This window comes from Vogesella sp. XCS3 (genome assembly GCF_020616155.1).
Classification (GTDB): domain Bacteria; phylum Pseudomonadota; class Gammaproteobacteria; order Burkholderiales; family Chromobacteriaceae; genus Vogesella.
On sequence record NZ_CP085530.1, the window covers coordinates 859,110 to 880,079 of the forward strand.

The following is a 20,970-nucleotide window of genomic DNA, read 5'->3' on the forward strand; positions in this document are numbered from 1 at the left end:
CACCATTACTAGCCGCTTACTGCTCGGCCGGCGTCTGGCTGATCACCACCTTGTGCTTCTGGCGCAATTGCTCCAGGTAGGCTGCCATCAGGCTTTGCGACGACATTTCACCCAACAGCATGCCTAGCTGGGCAGACTCCTGCGGCGCCAGGGCTTGTGCCGGCTGCACCTTGTCGATGCTGTACAGCACGTATTCGCCGTTATCGCGCTTCACGCCGGCAAACGCTGGCAGCTGCTTGGGGTTGGCCGCAAACACGGCGCGCAGCTCGGCTACCGGGGTGCCGGCAGGGTTACGACGTGACAGGTTTTTCAGCTCGCCCCAGGCAAATGCCGCGGCTTTGCCGGCTTTGAGCTCGGCCAGCATGGCAGTGCCACGCTGTGCGGCCAACTTGGCGCCCTCTTTGGCCACCAGCTCGGCGCGGATGGTGTCCTGCACCTCGGCCAGCGCACGCTGACGCGCAGGCTGGTGTTCGGCCACACGCACCACTACCAGTGTGTTGTTGCCTACGTCCACCGGCTCGCTATTGTGCTTTTTGTTCAGCACATCATCACTGAATGCGGCTTCCAGCAGCTTGGCGTTGCCCAATACCGCGTCACCAGGCTTGCCGGTGCGTGGCAGCAACTCGCTCTGCTGGGCTTTCAGGTTTAGCGCCGTTTCTACCGCTTTCAGCGAATCACCTTGCTGGTAGGCCAGCTCGCCCATTTTTTCGGCAGCAGCGCGGTAGGCAGCGGCGGCTTTTTGCTTGCGCAGCTTGTCTACTACGGCGGCTTTTTGCGACTCGAAATCGCTGGCCTTGATCGCATTAAGCTGCAGGATGTGATAGCCGAACTCGGTTTCAACCACTTCGCTGATCTGGCCCTGCTTCATGGCAAAAGCCACGCTTTCAAACGGTTTGGTCATCACGCCACGGCCAAAGAAGCCCAGGTCGCCACCGTTGGCCGCAGAGCCCGGGTCTTGCGAACGCGCCTTGGCCAGCTCGGCAAATTTGGCCGGGTTGGCACGCACTTCTTTCAGGATGGCGTCAGCCTGCGCCTTGACCTTGGCTTTATCGGCTGCGGGTGCGTTCTTGTCTACGGTCAGCAGGATGTGCGCCACCTGGCGCTCTTCGGACGAAAACTCGCCGGCATTCTTGTCGTAATACGCTTTAGCGTCAGCATCGCTGATGGTCAGCGCCTGTGCCATGGCGTCTTGCGACAGTGTCACATACTCCAGACGCGCCTGGTCTGTGGTTTTGAAGCGCTTCAGGTTGGCGTCGTAGTAGGCCTTGATAACAGCATCATCCAGCTTGACGTCCGCAGCGAACTGCTCTGGCTTGAGGGTGTAGGTACGCACGTCGCGCACTTCGGACACCAGGGCGCTCATACGCTCGGCCAGCGTGCGGGACACAAAGCTGCCGTTCAGGTAGGGGGCGACCTGTGCTTGCAGCAAGAGGTCGCGGCCAACCTGCTCTTCAAATGCATCCGCCGTCATGTAACGGCCTTGCAGGAATTCTGTATAACGTGCGGCGCTGAATTTACCGCCATCCTGGAATGCCGGGATAGCGGCAATCACGGTGCGCAATTGCTGCGGGGACACGGCCAGATGATGGCCACGCGCCTCGGCCAGCAGCATTTCCTGGCGAATCAGGTTTTCCAGTACCGCCTGGCGCGATGCCGCGTTGGCAGGCTGGCCTTCCAGCTGACGCTCCACGTCTTTCTGGTAGATCTTGGCGTCACCCACTTTTGCCAGATACGGGTCTTCTACGGCGGCACTGTAGCTGCCAACACCAAAGCCGACAAAAGTCAGCGCCACCGCACCCAGAATGATCTTGATGGCGGTATTGTTATTTTGAACGAAATCAAACATGACGTTTCGGGGTCTACCAAAGAAACAAGGTGAACGTTGGCCGTTCACCTTGTTGATTGTCTGGTGGAGCCTGCTTACGCAAACCCATACAGAGTGACTGGCATGCAGACGCCCGGTGCAAGCACCGGGCAGGTGCTGATTACAGTGCGTCTTTCAGTGCCTTACCAGCACGGAATTTCGGAGACTTGGCAGCAGCGATAGTAATGGTCTCGCCAGTCTTCGGGTTACGACCACTACGCTCGGCGCGCTCGCCTACGTAGAAAGTACCAAAGCCTACAACAGTGACAGTGTCGCCAGCCTTCAGCGCATCGGTTACGGCATCGATCATGCCATCCAGTGCCTTACCGGCAGCTGCTTTGGAAATGTCTGCCTTGGCGGCGATAGCGTCAATCAGTTCAGACTTGTTCACGTTAAGTCCCCTTTCGTCGTTCTCGGTGTACGGAGTACTGAATAAAACCGCTAGCTTTATAGCAAGGGCAAAATCCTTGTGTCAAGCGGCTTTCAGCGAGGGTGACCATGTTTTCACCCCCTCCTGAAAGCTGATGCTAGCGCGGTTTTACCAGCAAATCAAAACAATGAGTCATTAATGTGTCATTGGCGCGGACTTTGTCGCAAGTTCAGCAGTGGCGGGCGTTACAGCCACGGCCTCCTCTGCCAGCGCTTGCGGCTCGCGTTCCAGCGCGTATGACAAAACCTCATCAATCCACTTGACTGGCAAAATCTCCAGCTTGTTCTTGATGTTAGCCGGAATCTCGGCCAGGTCTTTCACGTTGCCCTTCGGTATCAGCGCACGTTTGATGCCACCGCGCTGTGCGGCCAGCAACTTCTCTTTCAGGCCGCCGATAGGCAGTACTTCACCACGCAGCGTAATCTCGCCGGTCATGGCCACATCGGCACGAACCGGAATGCCGGTGAGCACGGAAACCAGCGCCGTGGTCATGGCAATACCGGCCGACGGGCCGTCTTTTGGCGTGGCACCTTCGGGCACGTGGATGTGCATATCGTGCTTTTCGTAGAAATCAGGCTTGATTCCCAGCAAGCGCGCACGGCTGCGCACCACGCTCATGGCGGCGGTAATCGACTCCTGCATCACCTCGCCCAGCTGGCCGGTGCGGATGATATTGCCCTTGCCAGGCAAAGCGACCGCTTCGATAGTGAGCAGCTCGCCACCCACTTCGGTCCACGCCAGGCCGGTAACCTGGCCGATGCGGTTTTCTTCTTCGGCTACGCCAAAGTCGAAACGGTGCACGCCCAGGTATTTTTCCAGCGTCTTGCTGCTGACGGTGGTTTTGACAGCCTTGCCAGTGGCGGTTTTTTTGCTGTGCTCGGTTACCACCTTGCGGCAGATTTTGGCGATCTCGCGGTCCAGGCTACGCACGCCGGCCTCACGGGTGTAATAGCGCACGATGTCGCGCAAAGCGCTTTCCTGCACTACCAGCTCGCCCTCTACCACGCCATTGTTCTTCATCTGCTTGGGCAGCAGGTATTTGGTGGCGATATTGACCTTTTCGTCCTCGGTGTAACCGGCCAGGCGGATGATTTCCATCCGGTCCAGCAGAGCCGCCGGGATATTCAGCGAGTTGGCCGTGGCCACGAACATCACATCGGACAGGTCGAAGTCCACCTCGGCGTAATGGTCGGCAAAGGCGTGGTTCTGCTCCGGATCGAGCACTTCCAGTAGCGCGGCAGACGGGTCGCCACGGAAATCGGCACCCAGCTTGTCCACCTCATCCAGCAGGAACAGCGGGTTTTTTACGCCGACTTTGGTCATGTTCTGCAGCACTTTGCCTGGCATGGAGCCGATGTAAGTGCGGCGGTGACCGCGGATTTCAGACTCGTCGCGCACACCACCCAGCGCCATGCGCACGAACTTGCGGCCGGTGGCGCGGGCAATCGACTGGCCCAGCGAGGTTTTACCCACGCCTGGCGGGCCTACAAGGCACAGAATAGGCGCTTTCAGGCGGTCAACGCGCTGCTGCACTGCCAGATACTCCAGAATGCGCTCCTTGACCTTCTCCAGGCCAAAGTGATCTTCATCCAGCACATCCTCAGCCGCATCGATATCCTTGCTGATCTTGGTCTTTTTCTTCCAAGGCAGGTCAATCAGGGTTTCGATGTAGTTACGCACCACGGTAGCTTCAGCCGACATCGGCGACATCATGCGCAGCTTTTTCAGCTCGGCAGTGACTTTCTCGCGACCTTCCTTGGACATGCCGGCGGCTTTGATCTTGCGCTCCAGCTCGTCCAGGTCGTTGCCTTCTTCACCCTCGCCCAGCTCTTTCTGGATCGCTTTGACCTGTTCGTTCAGGTAGTACTCGCGCTGGCTCTTCTCCATCTGGCGCTTTACGCGGCCACGGATGCGTTTTTCTACCTGCAGGATGTCGATTTCGCTTTCCATCATGGCCAGCAGGTGCTCGATACGTGCCTTGATGTCGAACATCTCCAGCACTTCCTGCTTGCTTTCCAGACGCAGCGGCAGATGCACCACCACCGAGTCGGCCAGACGGCCAGCCTTATCCACACCCGACAGCGACGACAATACTTCGCTCGGGATTTTCTTGTTCAGTTTGACGAATTGCTCGAACTGCGCCAGCAGTGCGCGGCGCAGCGCCTCCACCTCGGGGGTATCCTCGCTGTCAAACGGCAACGGGTCGATGGTGGCGGTAAAAAATTCTTCGTGATCCTGCACTGCGGCCAACCTGGCGCGCTGTCTGCCTTCTACCAACACTTTGACGGTGCCGTCTGGCAGCTTCAGCATTTGCAGGATGCTGGCAATGGTGCCGATCTCGTGCAGGTCTTCCGACAGGGGTTCGTCCTTGTCGGCAGCACGCTGGGCGACCAGCAGGATCTGCTTGCCTTCGTCCATGGCCTTTTCAAGCGCCTTGATAGATTTGGGGCGGCCGACAAACAGCGGAATCACCATGTGCGGAAACACAACGACATCGCGCAGCGGCAATAGGGCCAGTGTGGTTTGATCTTTTAGTTCGGCGGGCTGTGGCATATCACCTAACCTTGCTCTTGGTGGAATTCAGTTAACAGGACAAATTAGGGCAAATTCATCCATATCAAGCATGCTAAAGCACTTAATAGTAGCTGCAAACAAAAACCGCCCTTACGGGCGGTTTGTTTCACTGCCTGGCCAGACTCAGGCTGACTGGGCCGTATCCGGTGCAGCATCTTCCTGCTGCAGGATATAGCTAGGCTTTTCACCCAGCTCGATCACTTTTTCGTCTACCACGACCTTGCTGACACCTTCGAGAGATGGCAGCTCGTACATGGTATCCAGCAGCGAGCGCTCCAGGATCGAACGCAAACCACGCGCGCCGGTCTTGCGAATCAGCGCTTGCTTGGCAATGACGCGCAGGGCGGAAGGCAGCACCTCCAGCGTGACCTGCTCCATGGCAAACAGACGCTGATACTGCTTGATCAGGGCATTGCGCGGCTGGGTCAGGATGCTTACCAGCGCCTCTTCGTCCAGCTCTTCCAGTGTGGTTACCACTGGCAGGCGGCCGATCAGCTCGGGAATCAGGCCAAACTTGATCAGGTCTTCCGGCTCCACTTCGCGGAACAGGGTACTGATGGATTTGCCGTCTTCCTTGGACATCACCTCGGCACCAAAGCCGATCCCGCCTTTTTCGGAGCGGCGACGAATGATCTTTTCCAGACCATCGAACGCACCACCGCAAATGAACAGGATATTGGTGGTATCCACCTGGATAAATTCCTGGTTCGGGTGCTTGCGGCCACCTTGCGGCGGTACCGACGCTACCGTACCTTCGATCAGCTTCAGCAGAGCCTGCTGTACGCCTTCGCCGGACACATCACGGGTAATCGACGGGTTTTCCGACTTGCGGGAAATCTTGTCGATCTCGTCCAGATACACAATGCCGCGCTGGGCTTTGGTCACATCGTAGTCGCACTTTTGCAAGAGCTTCTGGATGATGTGCTCAACGTCCTCGCCCACGTAGCCGGCTTCGGTCAGCGTGGTGGCGTCGGCAATGACAAACGGCACATCCAGCAGCCTGGCCAGCGTCTGCGCCAACAGCGTCTTGCCGGAGCCGGTAGGGCCGATCAGCAGGATGTTGCTCTTGGACAGCTCTACGTCGTCCTTGGTGCTGGGCGTGTAGAGGCGCTTGTAGTGGTTGTATACCGCCACGGCCAGCGACTTCTTGGCCGGGTCCTGGCCAATGATGTACTGGTCCAGCGAGGCGCGGATTTCCTGCGGTGTCGGCAGGGCTGGTGCTTCGCCCTGCTCGTCTGCAGCACCGATTTTCGCTTCTGTTTCGTCGCGAATGATGTCGCCGCACAGATCTACACACTCATTGCAAATGTAGACCTGCGGGCCGGCGATCAGTCGCTGCACTTCGTGCTGGCTTTTGCCGCAAAAAGAGCAGTACAGCAGCTTGTCCTTACTGCCTTTATCTGCCATCAGATAGACATCCCGAATTAAACGGCCGCATCCAGACGCGAGCTCAGCACCTTGTCGATCAGGCCGTACTCTCGGCTCTGCTCGGCAGACATGAAGTTGTCGCGTTCGGTATCGGCTTGTACTTGTTCCATGGTCTGGCCGGTGTGTTTGGCCAGCAGCTCGTTCATGTGCGCCTTGGTTTTCACCAGTTCGCGGGCATGAATTTCGATGTCGGTCACCTGGCCGCTCAGGCCGCCACCGTACAACAGCGGCTGGTGGATCATCACGCGGCTGTTCGGCAGCGCAAAACGCTTGCCCTTGGCGCCTGCCGACAGCAGGAAGGCGCCCATGCTGGCTGCTTGGCCAATGCACAGGGTGGAAACGTCCGGCTTGATGAAGTTCATCGTGTCGTAGATCGACATGCCGGCGGTAATGGAACCACCTGGCGAGTTGATATACAGGTAGATGTCCTTGTCCGGGTTTTCCGACTCCAGGAACAGCAGCTGTGCTACCACCAGATTGGCCGACTCGTCGGTAACAGGGCCGACCAGGAACACGATACGCTCCTTCAGCAGGCGGGAGAAAATGTCGTAGGCGCGTTCGCCACGGCCACTTTGCTCCACCACCATGGGCACCAGGCCCATACCTTGCGGTTCAAACATCGATTTCATCGACCTCTCCGGTATCAGTTAAACAGATCAGGCGTTGTTGCCCATCAGGGTTTCGAAAGAAACGTCCTTCTGGATAACATTGGCGCGACCCAGCACAAATTCAACCACACTGTCTTCCAGTACCATGGAAGTCGGGCCTTCCAGACGGCCGGCTTCGGCGTAGTACCAGTCGATCACGTCTTGTGGCTGCTCGTAGCTCTCGGCAAATTCTTCTACCAGGGCTTTAACTTGCTCCGGCTTGGCTTCCAGCTTGTTGGCTTCTACCACTTCAGCCAGGATCAGGCCCAGAGCCACGCGGCGCTCGGCTTGCTGGGTGAACAGGTCTGCCGGCAGCGGCATGTCTTTCAGCTGCATGCCACGTTGTTCCAGGTCTTTGCGAGCCTGGTCCATCAGGCGGCCAACTTCCAGCTCTACCAGTGCCTTAGGCAGATCGATCGGGGTAACATCGATCAGCGCCTGCATCACGTTTTCTTTAACCTGGGCGGACAGACGGCGTTTTACTTCACGCTCCACGTTTTTGCGGATTTCTGCGCGCATCTTGGCTACATCGCCGTCGGCGATACCCAGCAGCTTGGCGAACTCTTCGTTCACTTCCGGCAGCTCGGCAGCAGCAACGTTTTTCACGGTGATGTCGAAGCTGGCGGTTTTGCCTGCTACGTCTTTGCCATGGTAGTCAGCCGGGAAGTTCACGGCCACAGTTTTGGTTTCGCCTTCGGCCGCGCCGATGATGCCGGCTTCGAATTCTGGCAGCATCTGGCCCTGGCCCAGCATGAACGGGAAGTTCTCGCTGCTGCCGCCTTCGAAGGCTACGCCGTCGATGGTGCCTTTGAAGTCGATGATCACGCGATCGCCGTCAGCAGCTGCACGCTCTACGCGGTTGAAGCGGGTGCGTTGCTTGCGCAGGATATCAACAGTTTTGTCGATTTCAGCGTCGGTCACTTCGGTGTTCGGCTTTTCGATGTCTTTACCAGCCAGCTCACCGATGGTGATTTCCGGGTAAACCTCGAAAGCAGCAGCAAACTTGAAGTTTTCTGCATCGCCCTCGGCCGGTTCGAAACGCGGGTAGCCAGCTACGCGCAGTTTTTGCTCGACAGCGGCCTTGTAGAAGCTTTGCTGAACCTGTTCGCCCAGCACTTCTTCGCGCACTTGTGCGCCGTAGTTTGCTTCAACGATTTTGGCCGGTGCTTTACCTGGGCGGAAACCCTGAATTTTTGCAGTGCGGGCAATGCGCTTCAGGCGCTCGGCTACTTGTGCGTCGATTGCAGCCAGCGGCAGTGCAATGCTCATGCGACGCTCGAGGCCGCTCAACGTTTCCAGTTGTACTTGCATGTCCAATCCTTAGATTCAAAAGGTGTGGGGTTGAAGCCAGAAGCGGGAAAGACCAACGGGTTGAGCAAGAAATGCTCGGGGAACCATGCTGATTTTGCTTTCCTGCGCCATGAATTTTGTATTGTTAAGCAGCGTGTTTACCTGCAAAGCAGGCAAAACCAGGCAGCTAAAGCAAGGGGCGAGTATAGCATGCAGCGTCAAATTGAACAGTGCGTGATGCCAGCGCCCTGTCCGGCCAGCCAGACAGCCCTGGCAGCAACAGACCGGGGCGCATCAAAACAGCAGTTTGCCCGCCTCATGCTTCTGGCCGATTGTCGCCTGCCGCCGCTACAGGTATCGTGCCTGCCATATCCCTTTACCAAGCGAGCATCATGCCCACCCTTACCCACTTTGACGCCAGTGGCCAGGCGCACATGGTTGACGTAGGCCACAAGGCAGAAACCCGACGCGTGGCGGTAGCCACCGGCCATATCACCATGCAGCCAGCCACCTACGCCCTGCTGCAGTCCGGCACCAGCAAGAAAGGCGACGTAATCGGCATTGCCCGCATTGCAGCCATTCAAGGCAGCAAGCGCACTGCCGACCTGATTCCACTGTGCCACCCACTGGCGCTAAGTCGCGTAGCGGTAGATTTCAGCGCCGAAGACGACGCCAGCCGCCTGCACATTACCGTTACCGCAGAAACCGTTGGCCGCACCGGTGTGGAAATGGAAGCCCTCAGCGCCGTGATGGCCGGTTTGCTCACCGTATACGACATGCTCAAGGCTGTGGATCGCGGCATGGAAATCGCCGGGGTTCGGCTGCTGGAAAAGCAAGGTGGCAAAAGCGGGCATTGGCACGCCGGTGACAACGACCATTTGGGAACGTGAATGATGGACACACTGCAAGACGTGCCTTTGGCGCAAGCCTACCGCCTGCTGAACCACGGCCCTACCGTACTGGTGAGTAGCGCGCACGCCGGCCAGCAAAACGTGATGGCCGCTGCCTGGGCCATGCCGCTGGACTTTGACCCGCCCAAAATACTGGTTGTCGTCGACAAGGCCACCCACACCCGCAAGCTGATGGAGGCCACAGGCGAGTTTGCCCTGAACGTACCGTGCCGCCATCAGGCTCAGGCGGTGGTGGCCGCTGGCAGTGCCAGCGGTGCCGATTGCGACAAGTTTGCCAGCAGTGGCCTGGTGCCGATGCCGGCACAGCGCATTGGTGCGCCACTGGTTGCCGGCTGCAGTGCCTATCTGGAATGCCGCATCATCCAGGAACCGCACAACCAGCAACAGTACGACCTGTTCATCGCCGAGGTCGTCGCCGCGCAAGCCGACAGCCGCGTCTTCAGCGACGGCCGCTGGCATTTCGATGGCCATGACGGCCTGCGCAGCCTGCACCACGTGGCAGGTGGCGCCTTCTTCGTCAGCGGCGACATGGTCAGCGGCCAACCCTGAACCACCTCGCCTGACGCAACAAACCCCGCCGCGGCGGGGTTTGTTTTTGAACGTTTGGCGCCACAACTCAGGCCGTGGCCACTTGCTGCAGGTACTGCGCCACCTTGGCGGCGGGCACTTTCTGCAGCTTGCACAGCAGATCGTGACCGGGCTGGCGCACGCCGTGGCGTTGCTGCACGGTGTGCTGCAAGTACTGCCACAGGTTGGCCGCCATTTCGGCGTCGGCCAGCGCGCGGTGCGCCCGACCGGTGGCCGGCAAGCCGGCCCAGCGCGTGAGCGTGCCCAGCTTGTGATCCGGCGCCGCGGGCAGCAGGCGGCGTGACAACAGCAGCGTGCAGGCAAAGTCTTGCTGGCGCTGCAGCCCCAGCAAACCCAGCTCGTAATCCCAGAACTTGCGGTCGAAGCTGGCGTTGTGCGCCACCAATGGTGCCGTACCCACAAAAGCGGCCGCCTCGCGCATGACCTGCGCGGCCGGCGGTGCTGCCTTGAGCATGGCATTGCTGATGCCGGTGAGCTGCTGGATCATCGGCGGCACCCACACGCCGGCATTCATCAGGCTTTGATAACGATCCACCACCTGGCCGTTTTCCAGCAGCACGATACCGATCTCGGTGGCGCGGCCATCCGCCCCAGGCCCGATACCCGTGGTTTCGAAATCGATAACGGCCAGCCTTTGCTTCATGCCAGCGCCTGCTTGGCTGCCTCGGCAGGGCTCAGGCCATCGTAGAACATATCGGTATACCACTCGGCCTGTTCTTCGATGTGGTCTTGTGCTTCTGCCTCGCTAGCGCCGGCGGCTACCAGATGCGCTTCCACCTCGGTACACCAGGCCAGCAGCGCCAGGGTTTCGTCGTCCAGCTCGTCGATATCGTTTTTCTTGCGCGACATGGTGTTTTCCTTTACTTGCTTCGTCATTTAACAGCCGCGCATTGTACGCAGCTTTTGCCTACCGCGCCCTAGCGCGTCATCAGGTCACCGTACACCAGGCCAGCTTGCGGCTTGCGCTTGGCCGATGGCGCGTCGTACAGCACCAGCCAGGCATCCTGCCCGGCCCAGTGCGGCGGCAGCCTGCACAGCGCCTCGGCGCGGTCGGTACCTTTGCCGTGCGGCAGCACCATATGCTCGGCCACGCCTTCCCACCACAAGGCCGCGCCCTCGCCCGCAGCCACTCCGGCGAGCGCTGCCCGCGCACCCAACCAGCGATACACACGCACAGCGCCATCCAGCACCATGGTCGGGCCCGCCAGCAACAGCAGGTCGTCGCCATCCAGGTGCAAATCGCGCACGCCTAGCCCGGCAAGCGGCAGAAAGTGCTTGCGGTACAGCAAGCCGCTATCATCCAGCGGCGCCAGGCGCAGCTCGCCTTTGCGCGCTTCCAGGCGTACCTCCAGCAGGCAACTCCAGCCGCGAAGCACCGGCCCGCGCAGGCCCAGCAACAGCTTGCCATCTACGGCAGCCAACCCTTCTATGTCAAAGCCGTTGTCTTTGCCGGGTATGGCCATGAACGGCGCCAGTTGCGGGTCTTCGGCCAGCAGTGCTGTCAGTTCGTTATATTTCTTCTTGCCTTTCAGCGTAGCGGCCGTACGCCCGTCTGCCGTGTTTTTTTGCAGCGAGAACACACCATCGCCCTCGTCCAGCAGCGGGATGCGTGCCAGCAGGCAGCGATTACCATCGTGCGTTACCGTGGCCAGGCGCTTGAGGTTGGCCGCAGCATCACGCGCCGGCTGTGGCGCCTTGCGCTTGAGCCCGTGCGAGCCCACCAGCCACAAGTAGCCATCGGCCACCGCCAGGCCTTCCAGGTCGGCCTCGATATCGGCACTGTCTGGCAATGGCAGATAGTCAGACAGCGGGTAATGGCGGTCTGCCACAAAGTGCAGGCCTTGAGCTGTGCGATCGCGCAGCAGGCGGTCCAGGCCGCAGGCTTCGTCGCCAGCCACCCACAGCGTGTCGCCAATAGCCACCGCGCCGGACAGGTTATCGTGCACCAGCTGGGCGCTATCCAGCGCCAGGCTTACCGCATTGACAGATAGTTTCTTGGGCATGGCATACCTCGGCTAAAGCGGGTTAATCGTCTGGCAGGCTGATGTGCCAAGGCACATCGCCCACGTATAAATGGCAGGCCAGGCGTACCGTTTCCGGCGTATCCGGCCACTGCTCGCTCGCGGCCGCGCTGGTACTACACAGCCCTGCGCGCAGCAGCACGTTGCGCTCCTTGCGGCCAACCTCAACCTGCTGCGGCTGCGAAGCATGCTGCAGGCGCACGGCACAGGTGCCACAAGTACCCTGCCCGCAGCGCCAGTGCAGCGGCACATCATGAAAGCGCGCCACGTCGATCAGCGCATCGCCGGGGCTAGCCTCCAGCTCGGCAATGCACTGGCCGCCGCGCTCGAAAACCAGCCGTGTCACAGCGCGTACACCGGCAGCATGTCGCCCGGCTGCACCAGCTGGCCTGGCTGCAAGCGCACCAGCGCATCGGCCCAGGCGCACGATGTCAGCACGCCGGAGCCCTGGTTCGGGTAGCGTTGCAGCACCAGCTGGCCACCCTGCTGCGCCACGCGTACGCGCAGGTATTCTTCGCGGCGCGTATCCGGCTTGCGCCAGTCAAATGCAGCTGGCAGGTGGTAAAGCGGCTGCCACGCTGGCACCACCTCGCCCATGCGGGCACGCAGAAAATCGCGCACCAGTACGGCAAACGTCACGTAACCCGATACCGGGTTGCCCGGCAGGCCGATAAAGTCAGCCTCGCCCACGCGGCCACTGGCCAGCGGCTTGCCGGGTTTGATGGCGATTTTCCACAGCTGCAGCTCGCCCTCGGCTTCTACCGCTGCTTTGACGTGATCTTCCTCGCCCACCGATACGCCACCACAGGTCATCACCACGTCGGCCTGGGCAGCGGCATCGCGCAGCGCCTGGCGTGTCGCGGCCAAGGTATCGGGGATAATGCCCAGATCCAGCACCTGGCAGCCCAGCGCACGCAGCGCCGGCACCAGCCAGTAGCGGTTGGAGTTGTAGATTTTGCCGGCACCGGCTGGCGTACCCGGCTCCACCAGCTCGTCGCCGGTAAAGAACACCGCCACACGCAGCTGGCGGTATACCTGCAGGCTAGCCACACCGATGGAAGCCGCCAAGCCCAGGTCGGCGTCTTGCAGACGTTGGCCGCAGGCCAGCACCGTTTGGCCGCTGGCAATGTCTTCGCCACGGCGGCGTATGTTCTGGCCGGCGCTGACTGGCGCCGTAAAACGCACGCTACCATCCGGCTGCACCTCGGCCTGCTCCTGCATCACCACGGCGTCGGCCAGCGGTGGCACCGGAGCACCAGTAAAGATGCGCGCGGCGCTGGACGCCAGCAGTGGCTGTGGCACGCTGCCGGCCGGTATGCGCTGGCTTACCGGCAACGCGGCAGCCGCATCGGCGGCGCGCACGGCGTAGCCATCCATGGCGCTATTGTCACAAGGGGGCACATCCACGGTGGAGACCAGGTCTTGCGCCAGCACACGACCAGCGGCGGCCAGCAGGCCGACAGTTTCGGTAGCGGCAGGCACACGGGCGCGCGACAGCAGCCAGTCGCGAGTTTGCTCTACGGTTTGCATGAGTCGGATAGCATGAATGACAAAAGCCGCATCTTCTCACAGACGCGGCTTGTACGGTAATACGGCTATCGGCCTAGGCTGCCACAGGATTGGCCGCAGGCGGGTCTTCGAAACGCTTCCAGTCGGTAATCAGGATATGCGGCAGCTGCAGGCTGCCAGCCAGGCGCTTTTCGATATCTTCCAGCACATGGTGGTTATGAATCGTGCCGGCAAGTGTGATCTCGGCATGACGGCTTACCGGGTTACCCGGCGTAACAAACCAGATGCAATAACGATTCATGAAAGGCACCCGCGAAATAGGCTTAAACCATATATCGGCGCAGCGCCTGCCATTCTTGAAGTTTTTTATCGAAAGCCAGCGTATGCGCCGGGCTGCTGGACGGCAGCACCAGTACATCCACGCCGCAGCCAGCCAAAACCGGTGCCGCCTTGCCTGCGGTCTGGCCATTAAACGCCACCGCCTGCAAGGCCGGCAGCGTGGCCACCAGCGCCGCCAGCGGGTTGGCGCGCGCATCGCGGATAGCGCTATCGAGGCTGCCGCTACGCGTGGCCTCGGCCACCACGTCCCACAGCCCTACACCCAATGCCTGCATGGTCGCCAGGCGCTGCGGGTACGGCAATGCGGCCAACTCGCCGCCGGCCACCACACCCAACAGGCGCCAGAACTGGTTGCGCGGGTGGGCATAATACTGCGCCGCCGCCAGCGAGGCATCACCGGGCAAGGAGCCCAGAATCAGCACACGGGTGCCGGTATCGACTACCGGCGGAAAGCTGGCTTTGCGCATGCGGCCAACTTTAAAACAGGCTGCCCTGCTCGGCGGCCAGCTGCAGGCGCACCGGGCCAAAACTGCGGCGATGCTCGGCCAATGCGCCGTGCCGCGCCAATGCCTTCATGTGCTCGGCCGTGGGGTAACCTTTATGGCGGGCAAAACCGTACTGCGGGTGCAGCGCGTCCAGTGCAATCATCTCGGCATCGCGCGCGGTCTTGGCCAGGATGGACGCAGCGGAGATTTCCTGCACCTTGGCGTCGCCCTTCACAATAGCCTCGGCCGGCAGCGTTAGCGTCTTGGGGATTTTATTGCCGTCGATCAGCACCTTGCCGGGGGTGATGGCCAGGCCATCGACCGCACGCACCATAGCCAGCATGGTGGCCTGGAAAATATTGTGCTGATCAATTTCGGCCGCTGTAGCGCTGGCGATATGCCAAGCCAGCGCTTTTTCCTTGATCTCCAGCGCCAGCGCAGCGCGCCGCGCCTCGCTGAGCTTTTTGGAGTCGGCCAGGCCGACAATGGGCCGCGCCGGGTCCAGAATGACAGCCGCAGTAAACACCGAGCCGATCAGCGGGCCGCGGCCGGCTTCGTCCACACCGCAGATCAGCATCGCGCCACCTTCAGGATGGCCTCGGCCGCCAGCCGTGCCGAATCGGCCTTCAGGCTATGATGCAACGCGGTAAAGGTATCAATGATGTCTTGCCGGCTATCCTGGTTGTCGTACAGCTCGGCTACGGCAGCGGTAAGCTTTTCTACCGTCGCCTCTTTCTGCAACAGTTCCGGCACTACAAAACGTTTGGCCAGGATATTGGGCAGGCCGACGTAGGGCAGCTTGAGCTTGCGCTTGACCAGCTGGTAGGTAAGCCACGACAACTTGTAGCTGATCACCATCGGTTTTTTGGTGAGCGCCACTTCCAGCGTGGCCGTCCCGCTAGTAACCAGCACCACGTCGGCAGCGATCATCGCCATCTGGGCATGGCCAAACAGCTTGCGGATAGGCAGATCCCACGCCTTGTGGCGGGTCAGCAGCTGGTCGAACTGGTCCATGGTTGGCCGCGTGGCTAGCGGCACCAGAAACTGCGCGTCCGGGTAGCGCGCCAGCAGCTGGCGTGCCACATCCAGATACAGGCCGCCCATAAACTCCAGCTCGCTCTTGCGGCTGCCTGGCAACAAGGCAAAAACCGGCACGGCTTTGGGCAGGCCCAGCTGTTCGCGCATGGCGTTCTGGTCCGGCGCGATATCGATCTCGCTGGCCAGCGGGTGGCCGACAAAGGTGGCCGGCACGCCGGCAGCGTCGTACAGCGGTTTTTCCATGGGGAACAGGCACAGCACCTGGTCGGCGCTATCGCCGATCTTCACCACGCGCTCCGGCCGCCACGCCCACACCGACGGGCTGACGTAGTGCACCGTGCGCAGGCCGGCCTGCTTCAGCCACTTTTCCAGCCCCAGATTGAAATCCGGGGCGTCGATACCGATAAACACGTCGGGCTTTTCGGCCAGCAGCGTATCGCGTAGCGTGCGGCGGATACGCAGCAGCTCGGGCAGGCGCGACAGCACCTCTACGTAGCCACGCACGGCCAGCCGCTCTTGTGGTACCTGGCTGGTAAAACCGCGCGCCAGCATGCGCGGGCCGCCGATGCCGGCAAACTCGACATCGGGGTGCGCCGCCTTCAGCGCGCCCATCAAATGGGCGCCCAACAGGTCGCCCGAGGCCTCGCCGGCGACCATGGCCACCTTGAGCGCACCCGGGCGGGTAAACAGCTTGTCTGTCATGGTCTAACGGATAATGCCGCGGCTGGCAGCAGCAAAGAAACGGACAAATGCGGCCAACTCTTCCTTGCCGGTAGCGGCTTCGGTTTCGATCTCGGCACGGGCATCATCAAACGGCAAGCCTTTACGGTACAGCGCTTTGTAGGCATTGCGGATGGTACGAATCTGCTCGGGGCTGAAACCGCGACGCTTCAGACCTTCGGCATTGATACCGGCCGGCACAGCGCGGTTGCCGTGCGCCATCACGTACGGCGGCACGTCTTGCGCCACGGCACTGGAGAAGGCGGTCATGGCGTGGTCGCCAATGTGGCAGAACTGGTGCACGCTGGTAAAGCCACCCAGAATCACCCAGTCACCCACGTGGACGTGGCCGCCCAGCGTGGCGTTGTTGGCAAAAATGGTGTTGTCACCAATCTGGCAATCGTGGCCCAGGTGGACGTAGGCCATGATCCAGTTGTTATTGCCCAGGCGCGTTACGCCGACATCTTGCGCGGTACCGATATTGAAGGTGCAGAACTCGCGGATGGTGTTGCCATCGCCGATTTCCAGGCGTGTCGGCTCGCCAGCGTATTTCTTGTCTTGCGGTACGGCGCCCAGCGAGCAGAACTGGAAGATACGGTTGTTCTTGCCGATGCTGGTATGGCCTTCGATCACCACGTGCGGCCCTACCCAGGTACCACTACCAATGCTGACATTGGCACCGATGATGCTGTAGGCGCCGATTTCCACGTCATCGGCAATCTGCGCGCCATCAGCAATGATGGCGGTAGGATGAATGGCCATATTTATACCTCGCGTTTGGCACACATGATTTGCGCTTCACAGGCCACCTGGCCGTCTACCAGCGCACGGGCGTTGTACTTGGCGATACCGCGCTTCATGGCCAGCTGTTCTACTTCCAGCGTCAGCTGGTCGCCTGGCACGACCTGACGCTTGAAGCGGGCATTATCGATGCCGACAAAGAAGTACAGCTCGTTTTCCGGGCGCTCGCCTTCGCTGCGGATCGACAGAATACCGGCAGCCTGCGCCAGGGCTTCGATGATCAGTACACCTGGCATCACCGGGTATTGTTCGAAATGGCCCATGAAGAACGGCTCGTTGATGGTCACGTTCTTGATGGCCTTGATGCGTTCGTTGGCCACAAACTCGGTCACACGGTCTACCAGCAGAAACGGGTAACGGTGCGGCAGGTAGCGCATGATCTCGCGTACGTCGATGGATACGGCAGCGTCGTTATTCACGGCTTCAGTCATGGTTGTGGATCCTTATTGTCTTGCGCTTGTCGCAGCGCTTTTTCAAGTTGTTTGACACGGGTAACCAGCTCGCCCAGGTGCCGCAGGTGGGCCGCGTTGGCCAGCCACTCTTTGTGGGTGGCCATCGGGTACACCGCGGTGTAGGCGTCGGCCTGGCGGATGGATTTGGAAATCAGGGTACCGGCGCCCACGTGGGTACCGTCAGCAATATCAAGGTGGCCAATGATGCGCGCAGCGCCACCAATGGTGCAGCGCGCACCGATCTTGGTGCTGCCGGCGACGGCCGCGCAGCCGGCCATGGCGGTGTGTGCGCCCACTTGCACGTTGTGCGCCAGCTGAATCTGGTTATCCAGCTTCACGCCTTCGCCAATAATGGTGTCTTTCAGCGCGCCACGGTCGATGGTGGTATTGGCGCCGACTTCGACATCGTCACCAATGACCACCACGCCGGTTTGCGGAATCTTGAACCAGCGGTCGGTATTCCACGCCAGACCAAAACCGTCGGCACCGATCACGGCTCCGGCGTGCAGAATCACGCGATTACCCAGACGGCAGCCGTGGTAGAGGCTGACATTGGGGTAGATCAGCGCATCGTCGCCAATGGTGACGTTATCGCCGATCACCACCCCGGGGTGAATGACGCAACGTTCGCCAATGGTGACATGGCGACCGATGCTGACCATTTCGCGCACCTCGGTGCTGGCCGCGATCACGCTCCCCTCGCCTATCACGGCTCGCGGGTGCACCCCGGGAACGGCAGCAGGTTGCGGATTGAGCAGCGTAGCGACACGGGCAAAGTACAGATACGGGTCCGCTGCCAGAATCAGGCTGCGGCCAACCTTGCTGGCGGCCTCTTCCAGCGCCGGCTTGACGATGACTGCACCGGCGCTAGTGCTATCGAGCTGGCTGCGATATTTCGGGTTGGCCAGAAAGGTCATCTGGCCAGCGCCCGCCTCTTCCATGGACGCCAGGCGGTCGATATCGCGGTCTTCGCCGCGCAGCTCACCTCCCAGGGTGGCCACAATGTGGGATAGTTTCATGGGTTCTAGCAATGACGAAGCCGACTTGGCGTCGGCTTCGAGTGTTGTAAGAAGCCTTGCGGCCTATTTCTCCAGCTCTTTCAGCACCTTGGGCGTGATGTCCATTTTACCGCTTACGTACACCACGTCTTGCAGGATCAGGTCGAACTGTTCACGCTCGGCCAGCTGCTTGATCACACGGTTAGCCCGCTCCTGCACCGCAGCAAACTCTTCATTGCGGCGCTGGTTCAAGTCATCGCGAAAATCGCGTGATTTGGCCTGGTACTCACGGTCGACCGAGGCCAATTCCCGCTCCATGGCACGACGCTCGCCATCGCTCGGTTTACCCTTGGCCAATTGCGCCTCGAGCTCCTTGCCGCGTGCGGCCAGCTTTTTCAGCTCGGCTTCGCGGCTGGCGAACTCGCGCTCCAGCTTTTTCTGCGCATTAAGCGCAGGTGCAGCCTCGCGATATACCCGCTCGGTATTGACGTAGCCGATTTTGACATCGGCGGCGGTAGCAAAAGTCGACGCCAGCAACAAAGGCAGTACTGGCAGCAAACGTTTGAATGGCATGCGAACTCCTTAGAACACTTGGCCAATCGTAAACTGGAAGCGCTGCAACTGATCGCCGCTCTGCTTTTTCAGCGGAATGGCGTAGCTGAATTTCAGCGGGCCAATAGGCGACAGCCAGGTAAGCGCCAGGCCAGACGAGTAGCGCAGGCCATCCGATGCACTTACCGATGTTTCTTTCGGGTCCCACAAGGTGCCGGCATCTACAAAAAGACTGGTGCGCAGGCTGCGGTTATCACGCATGCCAGGGAACGGGAACAAGAGCTCCAGCGAGCTGGTGATCTTGCGCGTACCGCCCAGCGCGTCGCCATTGGTATCCAGCGGACCCATGCTGCCGTTTTCGTAGCCGCGCACGGAGCCCAGGCCGCCCAGATAGTAGTTCTGGAAGAATGGCAAACGCTTGGTTTTGCCATAGCCATTAGCGAAACCTACTTCGCCACTGGCTGCCAGGGTGAAGTTTTTCGACAGTGGCCAGAACCATGCCTGGTTATGCGACATGCGATAGTACTGGATATCACCACCGGGCATACCTGCGTCCATATAGACGCCCATGCTATAGCCGCGCGTTGGCCACAGGGCGCTATCGCGGGTATCGCGCGACCAGCCGGCGGAAGACAGCAGCGTCATATTGGACTTGCCGTACTGCTTAACAAAGTCCTTGTAACGCTGCGGGCTATCACTGAACAGCGTAATGGCGGTATTTTCCGCACCAAAGCTGTAGTTGATCCGGTCAAACTCGGTTACCGGCACACCAAAGCGTACGGCCGCACCGGTGGTGCTGGTCTTGTACTTGTTGGTATCGGTCGCGGACGGGTTATAGACACGGCGATACAGATCGTAGCCCACGCTGACACCATCTACCGTGTAGTACGGATCGGTAAACGATATGGTGGAATTCTTGGTGGTTTTGCCATTGGAGAAGCTGAACGACAAAGACTTACCCGAGCCCAGCACGTTGGCTTGCGATACCGAGGCGCTCAGCTGCAGGCCATCGCCCTGCGCGTAACCGATACCGGCATTGATCGAGCCGGTAGCGCGCTCTTTCACGACCACATTCATGTCCACCTGGTCTGCCGTATCCACGACAGCCGGGGTTTCGATGTTGACGGTCTCAAAGTAGCCCAGCAGCTCCAGGCGTTCCTTGCTGCGCTTGATCGCGGCACCGTTGTACTGTGCACTTTCCAGCTGGCGCAGCTCGCGGCGGATGACTTCGTCGCGGGTACGGGTATTGCCTGCAATATTCACGCGACGCACACTGGTCAGACGACCCGGGTCGACGAAGAAAGTCAGGGCAACCGTACTTTTCTCTTTGTCGATCTCGGGTACCGGGTTCACGCTGACAAAGGCGTAACCATCGGCTTCCAAACGCTCGGTCAGCGCGGCAATCGAATTATTGATTTCTTCGCGATTGAACAGCGCACCCGACTTGACGCTAATCAGCTGGCGCAGTTCGGCTTCCGGCACGCGCAAGTCACCCGCCAGGCGGATATCGGAAATCTTGTACTGCTTGCCCTCGGACAGGTTGGCCGTGACATACATGTCTTGCTTGTCGGCACTAATGGCCACCTGCGTAGACTCGATATTGAACTCGGCATAACCCTGGTTCAGATAGTAGGCACGCAGTTTTTCCAGGTCGGCAGACAGCTGCTGGCGCGAGTAACGGTCAGAACGCGACAGCCAGGTCATGAAGCCGGAAGGCGTCAGCGACATCTCGTCCAGCAGGGTATCTTCATCAAAGGCGCGGTTGCCTACAATGCGGATATCCTTGATTTTGGCGGTAACGCCTTCCACGATATCCAGCGTCACGGCAACGCGGTTACGCTCCAGGCGGGTAATCTGGGTCTGGATTTCGGCCGAGTACTTGCCCTTGCTGAAGTACTGGCGCTTGAGTTCTTGCACCGCTTGATCCAGCAAGCCCTGGTCAAAAATACGTGATTCGGCCAGGCCGTTGTCCTTCATGGCCTTGATCAACTGCTCTTTCGGGAATTCCTTGCTGCCGTTGACCTGCAACTGGGCAATGACCGGGCGCTCGCTCACCGCCAGCACCAGCACGTCGCCGTCGGACTCCACACGCACATCGTTAAAAAAGCCGGTAGCAAACAGGGCCTTGATAGCCTCTGCTGCGCGCTGCTGGGTAAAGGTATCACCCACTTTCAGCGGCAGATAGTTGAAGACGGTACCCGGCTCGGTACGCTGCAGGCCTTCAACACGAATGTCCTTGATAACAAAACTGTCCGCGGCCCAGGCCGGGGACAAGAAGGCAGCGGCAACAGCGGCTGCAAGAAAGCGTTTGTTCATAGTTGTT

22 protein-coding genes are annotated in these 20,970 nt (G+C 60.1%); 2 read left to right on the forward strand and 20 right to left on the reverse strand.

All coding sequences use genetic code 11. The features are described from left to right. Positions 1-16 precede the first annotated feature (16 nt). The 6 genes from LCH97_RS03930 to tig all read right to left on the reverse strand — a co-directional run bounded on the left by LCH97_RS03930 (position 17) and on the right by tig (position 8,254). Positions 17-1,846 (reverse strand): SurA N-terminal domain-containing protein, encoded by a 1,830-nt coding sequence (locus LCH97_RS03930; protein WP_227303501.1) that lies wholly within the window; start codon positions 1,844-1,846, stop codon positions 17-19. A gap of 139 nt (positions 1,847-1,985) precedes the next feature. Then, positions 1,986-2,255 (reverse strand): HU family DNA-binding protein, encoded by a 270-nt coding sequence (locus LCH97_RS03935; protein ID WP_017509554.1) that lies wholly within the window; start codon positions 2,253-2,255, stop codon positions 1,986-1,988. Positions 2,256-2,429: 174 nt separating this feature from the next. Further along, positions 2,430-4,847, reverse strand: coding sequence for an endopeptidase La (lon, locus tag LCH97_RS03940; RefSeq protein WP_227303502.1), 2,418 nt, complete (start codon positions 4,845-4,847; stop codon positions 2,430-2,432). Between the two features lie 144 nt (positions 4,848-4,991). Continuing rightward, on the reverse strand, positions 4,992-6,275 hold the full coding sequence (gene clpX / locus LCH97_RS03945; RefSeq protein ID WP_227303503.1) for an ATP-dependent Clp protease ATP-binding subunit ClpX: 1,284 nt from the start codon (positions 6,273-6,275) through the stop codon (positions 4,992-4,994). A 17-nt stretch (positions 6,276-6,292) separates the two neighbouring features. Continuing rightward, positions 6,293-6,925: an ATP-dependent Clp endopeptidase proteolytic subunit ClpP gene (gene clpP / locus LCH97_RS03950; protein ID WP_017509551.1), complete on the reverse strand. Its 633-nt coding sequence runs from the start codon at positions 6,923-6,925 to the stop codon at positions 6,293-6,295. A 27-nt stretch (positions 6,926-6,952) separates the two neighbouring features. Beyond that, a complete protein-coding gene (tig, locus tag LCH97_RS03955) occupies positions 6,953-8,254 on the reverse strand; it encodes a trigger factor (protein WP_227303504.1) in 1,302 nt (433 codons plus the stop codon). A 371-nt stretch (positions 8,255-8,625) separates the two neighbouring features. Here tig and moaC point away from each other — a divergent pair, with 371 nt between their 5' ends. Together moaC and LCH97_RS03965 are read left to right on the forward strand one after the other, a co-directional pair. Beyond that, positions 8,626-9,123 (forward strand): cyclic pyranopterin monophosphate synthase MoaC, encoded by a 498-nt coding sequence (gene moaC, locus LCH97_RS03960; protein WP_227303505.1) that lies wholly within the window; start codon positions 8,626-8,628, stop codon positions 9,121-9,123. After that, on the forward strand, positions 9,124-9,693 hold the full coding sequence (locus tag LCH97_RS03965; protein ID WP_227303506.1) for a flavin reductase family protein: 570 nt from the start codon (positions 9,124-9,126) through the stop codon (positions 9,691-9,693). Between the two features lie 67 nt (positions 9,694-9,760). Here the strand turns inward: LCH97_RS03965 and LCH97_RS03970 are convergent, their stop codons facing one another. From LCH97_RS03970 to bamA, 14 genes are all read right to left on the reverse strand, one after another. After that, on the reverse strand, positions 9,761-10,375 hold the full coding sequence (locus tag LCH97_RS03970) for a PolC-type DNA polymerase III (RefSeq protein WP_227303507.1): 615 nt from the start codon (positions 10,373-10,375) through the stop codon (positions 9,761-9,763). Then, positions 10,372-10,608, reverse strand: a complete 237-nt coding sequence (locus LCH97_RS03975) for a hypothetical protein (RefSeq protein ID WP_227303508.1) — start codon at positions 10,606-10,608, stop codon at positions 10,372-10,374. The genes LCH97_RS03970 and LCH97_RS03975 overlap by 4 nt, the downstream gene beginning before the upstream one ends. A 41-nt stretch (positions 10,609-10,649) precedes the next feature. Next, complete coding sequence (locus LCH97_RS03980) at positions 10,650-11,735, reverse strand: DUF3616 domain-containing protein (protein WP_227303509.1); 1,086 nt, start codon at positions 11,733-11,735, stop codon at positions 10,650-10,652. A 22-nt stretch (positions 11,736-11,757) separates the two neighbouring features. Further along, positions 11,758-12,099: a 2Fe-2S iron-sulfur cluster-binding protein gene (locus tag LCH97_RS03985; protein ID WP_227303510.1), complete on the reverse strand. Its 342-nt coding sequence runs from the start codon at positions 12,097-12,099 to the stop codon at positions 11,758-11,760. Next, a complete protein-coding gene (gene glp / locus LCH97_RS03990) occupies positions 12,096-13,283 on the reverse strand; it encodes a gephyrin-like molybdotransferase Glp (RefSeq protein WP_227303511.1) in 1,188 nt (395 codons plus the stop codon). Before glp ends, LCH97_RS03985 begins: the two co-directional genes overlap by 4 nt. A 73-nt stretch (positions 13,284-13,356) precedes the next feature. After that, positions 13,357-13,563 (reverse strand): hypothetical protein, encoded by a 207-nt coding sequence (locus LCH97_RS03995; protein WP_081600668.1) that lies wholly within the window; start codon positions 13,561-13,563, stop codon positions 13,357-13,359. A 22-nt stretch (positions 13,564-13,585) separates the two neighbouring features. Beyond that, positions 13,586-14,068, reverse strand: coding sequence for a DNA-deoxyinosine glycosylase (locus LCH97_RS04000; protein WP_227303512.1), 483 nt, complete (start codon positions 14,066-14,068; stop codon positions 13,586-13,588). Positions 14,069-14,078: 10 nt separating this feature from the next. Beyond that, positions 14,079-14,663 carry a ribonuclease HII gene (gene rnhB, locus LCH97_RS04005; RefSeq protein WP_227303513.1) on the reverse strand — a complete coding sequence of 195 codons (585 nt, stop codon included), beginning with the start codon at positions 14,661-14,663 and terminating at the stop codon, positions 14,079-14,081. Then, the gene (gene lpxB, locus LCH97_RS04010; RefSeq protein ID WP_227303514.1) at positions 14,657-15,826 is read right to left on the reverse strand and encodes a lipid-A-disaccharide synthase; all 1,170 of its coding nucleotides are present in this window, start codon (positions 15,824-15,826) and stop codon (positions 14,657-14,659) included. Before lpxB ends, rnhB begins: the two co-directional genes overlap by 7 nt. A gap of 3 nt (positions 15,827-15,829) precedes the next feature. Beyond that, entirely contained in the window at positions 15,830-16,606 is a 777-nt protein-coding gene (gene lpxA, locus LCH97_RS04015; protein WP_227303515.1) for an acyl-ACP--UDP-N-acetylglucosamine O-acyltransferase, read from the reverse strand. A gap of 2 nt (positions 16,607-16,608) precedes the next feature. Beyond that, positions 16,609-17,076: a 3-hydroxyacyl-ACP dehydratase FabZ gene (gene fabZ, locus LCH97_RS04020; protein WP_227303516.1), complete on the reverse strand. Its 468-nt coding sequence runs from the start codon at positions 17,074-17,076 to the stop codon at positions 16,609-16,611. Then, entirely contained in the window at positions 17,073-18,116 is a 1,044-nt protein-coding gene (gene lpxD / locus LCH97_RS04025) for a UDP-3-O-(3-hydroxymyristoyl)glucosamine N-acyltransferase (RefSeq protein ID WP_227303517.1), read from the reverse strand. Before lpxD ends, fabZ begins: the two co-directional genes overlap by 4 nt. A 63-nt stretch (positions 18,117-18,179) precedes the next feature. Beyond that, a complete protein-coding gene (locus LCH97_RS04030; protein ID WP_227303518.1) occupies positions 18,180-18,668 on the reverse strand; it encodes an OmpH family outer membrane protein in 489 nt (162 codons plus the stop codon). Between the two features lie 9 nt (positions 18,669-18,677). Further along, positions 18,678-20,963, reverse strand: a complete 2,286-nt coding sequence (gene bamA / locus LCH97_RS04035; protein WP_227303519.1) for an outer membrane protein assembly factor BamA — start codon at positions 20,961-20,963, stop codon at positions 18,678-18,680. Positions 20,964-20,970 lie beyond the last annotated feature (7 nt).

What these genes read in the sequence shown, in the direction of transcription:
- LCH97_RS03930 (WP_227303501.1), bottom strand. Translation starts at nt 1,846, where the DNA reads ATGTTTGATTTCGTTCAAAATAACAATACCGCCATCAAGATCATTCTG.
- lon (WP_227303502.1), bottom strand. Translation starts at nt 4,847, where the DNA reads ATGCCACAGCCCGCCGAACTAAAAGATCAAACCACACTGGCCCTATTG.
- clpX (WP_227303503.1), bottom strand. Translation starts at nt 6,275, where the DNA reads ATGGCAGATAAAGGCAGTAAGGACAAGCTGCTGTACTGCTCTTTTTGC.
- clpP (WP_017509551.1), bottom strand. Translation starts at nt 6,925, where the DNA reads ATGAAATCGATGTTTGAACCGCAAGGTATGGGCCTGGTGCCCATGGTG.
- tig (WP_227303504.1), bottom strand. Translation starts at nt 8,254, where the DNA reads ATGCAAGTACAACTGGAAACGTTGAGCGGCCTCGAGCGTCGCATGAGC.
- moaC (WP_227303505.1), top strand. Translation starts at nt 8,626, where the DNA reads ATGCCCACCCTTACCCACTTTGACGCCAGTGGCCAGGCGCACATGGTT.
- LCH97_RS03965 (WP_227303506.1), top strand. Translation starts at nt 9,124, where the DNA reads ATGATGGACACACTGCAAGACGTGCCTTTGGCGCAAGCCTACCGCCTG.
- LCH97_RS03970 (WP_227303507.1), bottom strand. Translation starts at nt 10,375, where the DNA reads ATGAAGCAAAGGCTGGCCGTTATCGATTTCGAAACCACGGGTATCGGG.
- LCH97_RS03975 (WP_227303508.1), bottom strand. Translation starts at nt 10,608, where the DNA reads ATGACGAAGCAAGTAAAGGAAAACACCATGTCGCGCAAGAAAAACGAT.
- LCH97_RS03980 (WP_227303509.1), bottom strand. Translation starts at nt 11,735, where the DNA reads ATGCCCAAGAAACTATCTGTCAATGCGGTAAGCCTGGCGCTGGATAGC.
- glp (WP_227303511.1), bottom strand. Translation starts at nt 13,283, where the DNA reads ATGCAAACCGTAGAGCAAACTCGCGACTGGCTGCTGTCGCGCGCCCGT.
- LCH97_RS03995 (WP_081600668.1), bottom strand. Translation starts at nt 13,563, where the DNA reads ATGAATCGTTATTGCATCTGGTTTGTTACGCCGGGTAACCCGGTAAGC.
- LCH97_RS04000 (WP_227303512.1), bottom strand. Translation starts at nt 14,068, where the DNA reads ATGCGCAAAGCCAGCTTTCCGCCGGTAGTCGATACCGGCACCCGTGTG.
- rnhB (WP_227303513.1), bottom strand. Translation starts at nt 14,663, where the DNA reads ATGCTGATCTGCGGTGTGGACGAAGCCGGCCGCGGCCCGCTGATCGGC.
- lpxB (WP_227303514.1), bottom strand. Translation starts at nt 15,826, where the DNA reads ATGACAGACAAGCTGTTTACCCGCCCGGGTGCGCTCAAGGTGGCCATG.
- lpxA (WP_227303515.1), bottom strand. Translation starts at nt 16,606, where the DNA reads ATGGCCATTCATCCTACCGCCATCATTGCTGATGGCGCGCAGATTGCC.
- fabZ (WP_227303516.1), bottom strand. Translation starts at nt 17,076, where the DNA reads ATGACTGAAGCCGTGAATAACGACGCTGCCGTATCCATCGACGTACGC.
- lpxD (WP_227303517.1), bottom strand. Translation starts at nt 18,116, where the DNA reads ATGAAACTATCCCACATTGTGGCCACCCTGGGAGGTGAGCTGCGCGGC.
- LCH97_RS04030 (WP_227303518.1), bottom strand. Translation starts at nt 18,668, where the DNA reads ATGCCATTCAAACGTTTGCTGCCAGTACTGCCTTTGTTGCTGGCGTCG.
- bamA (WP_227303519.1), bottom strand. Translation starts at nt 20,963, where the DNA reads ATGAACAAACGCTTTCTTGCAGCCGCTGTTGCCGCTGCCTTCTTGTCC.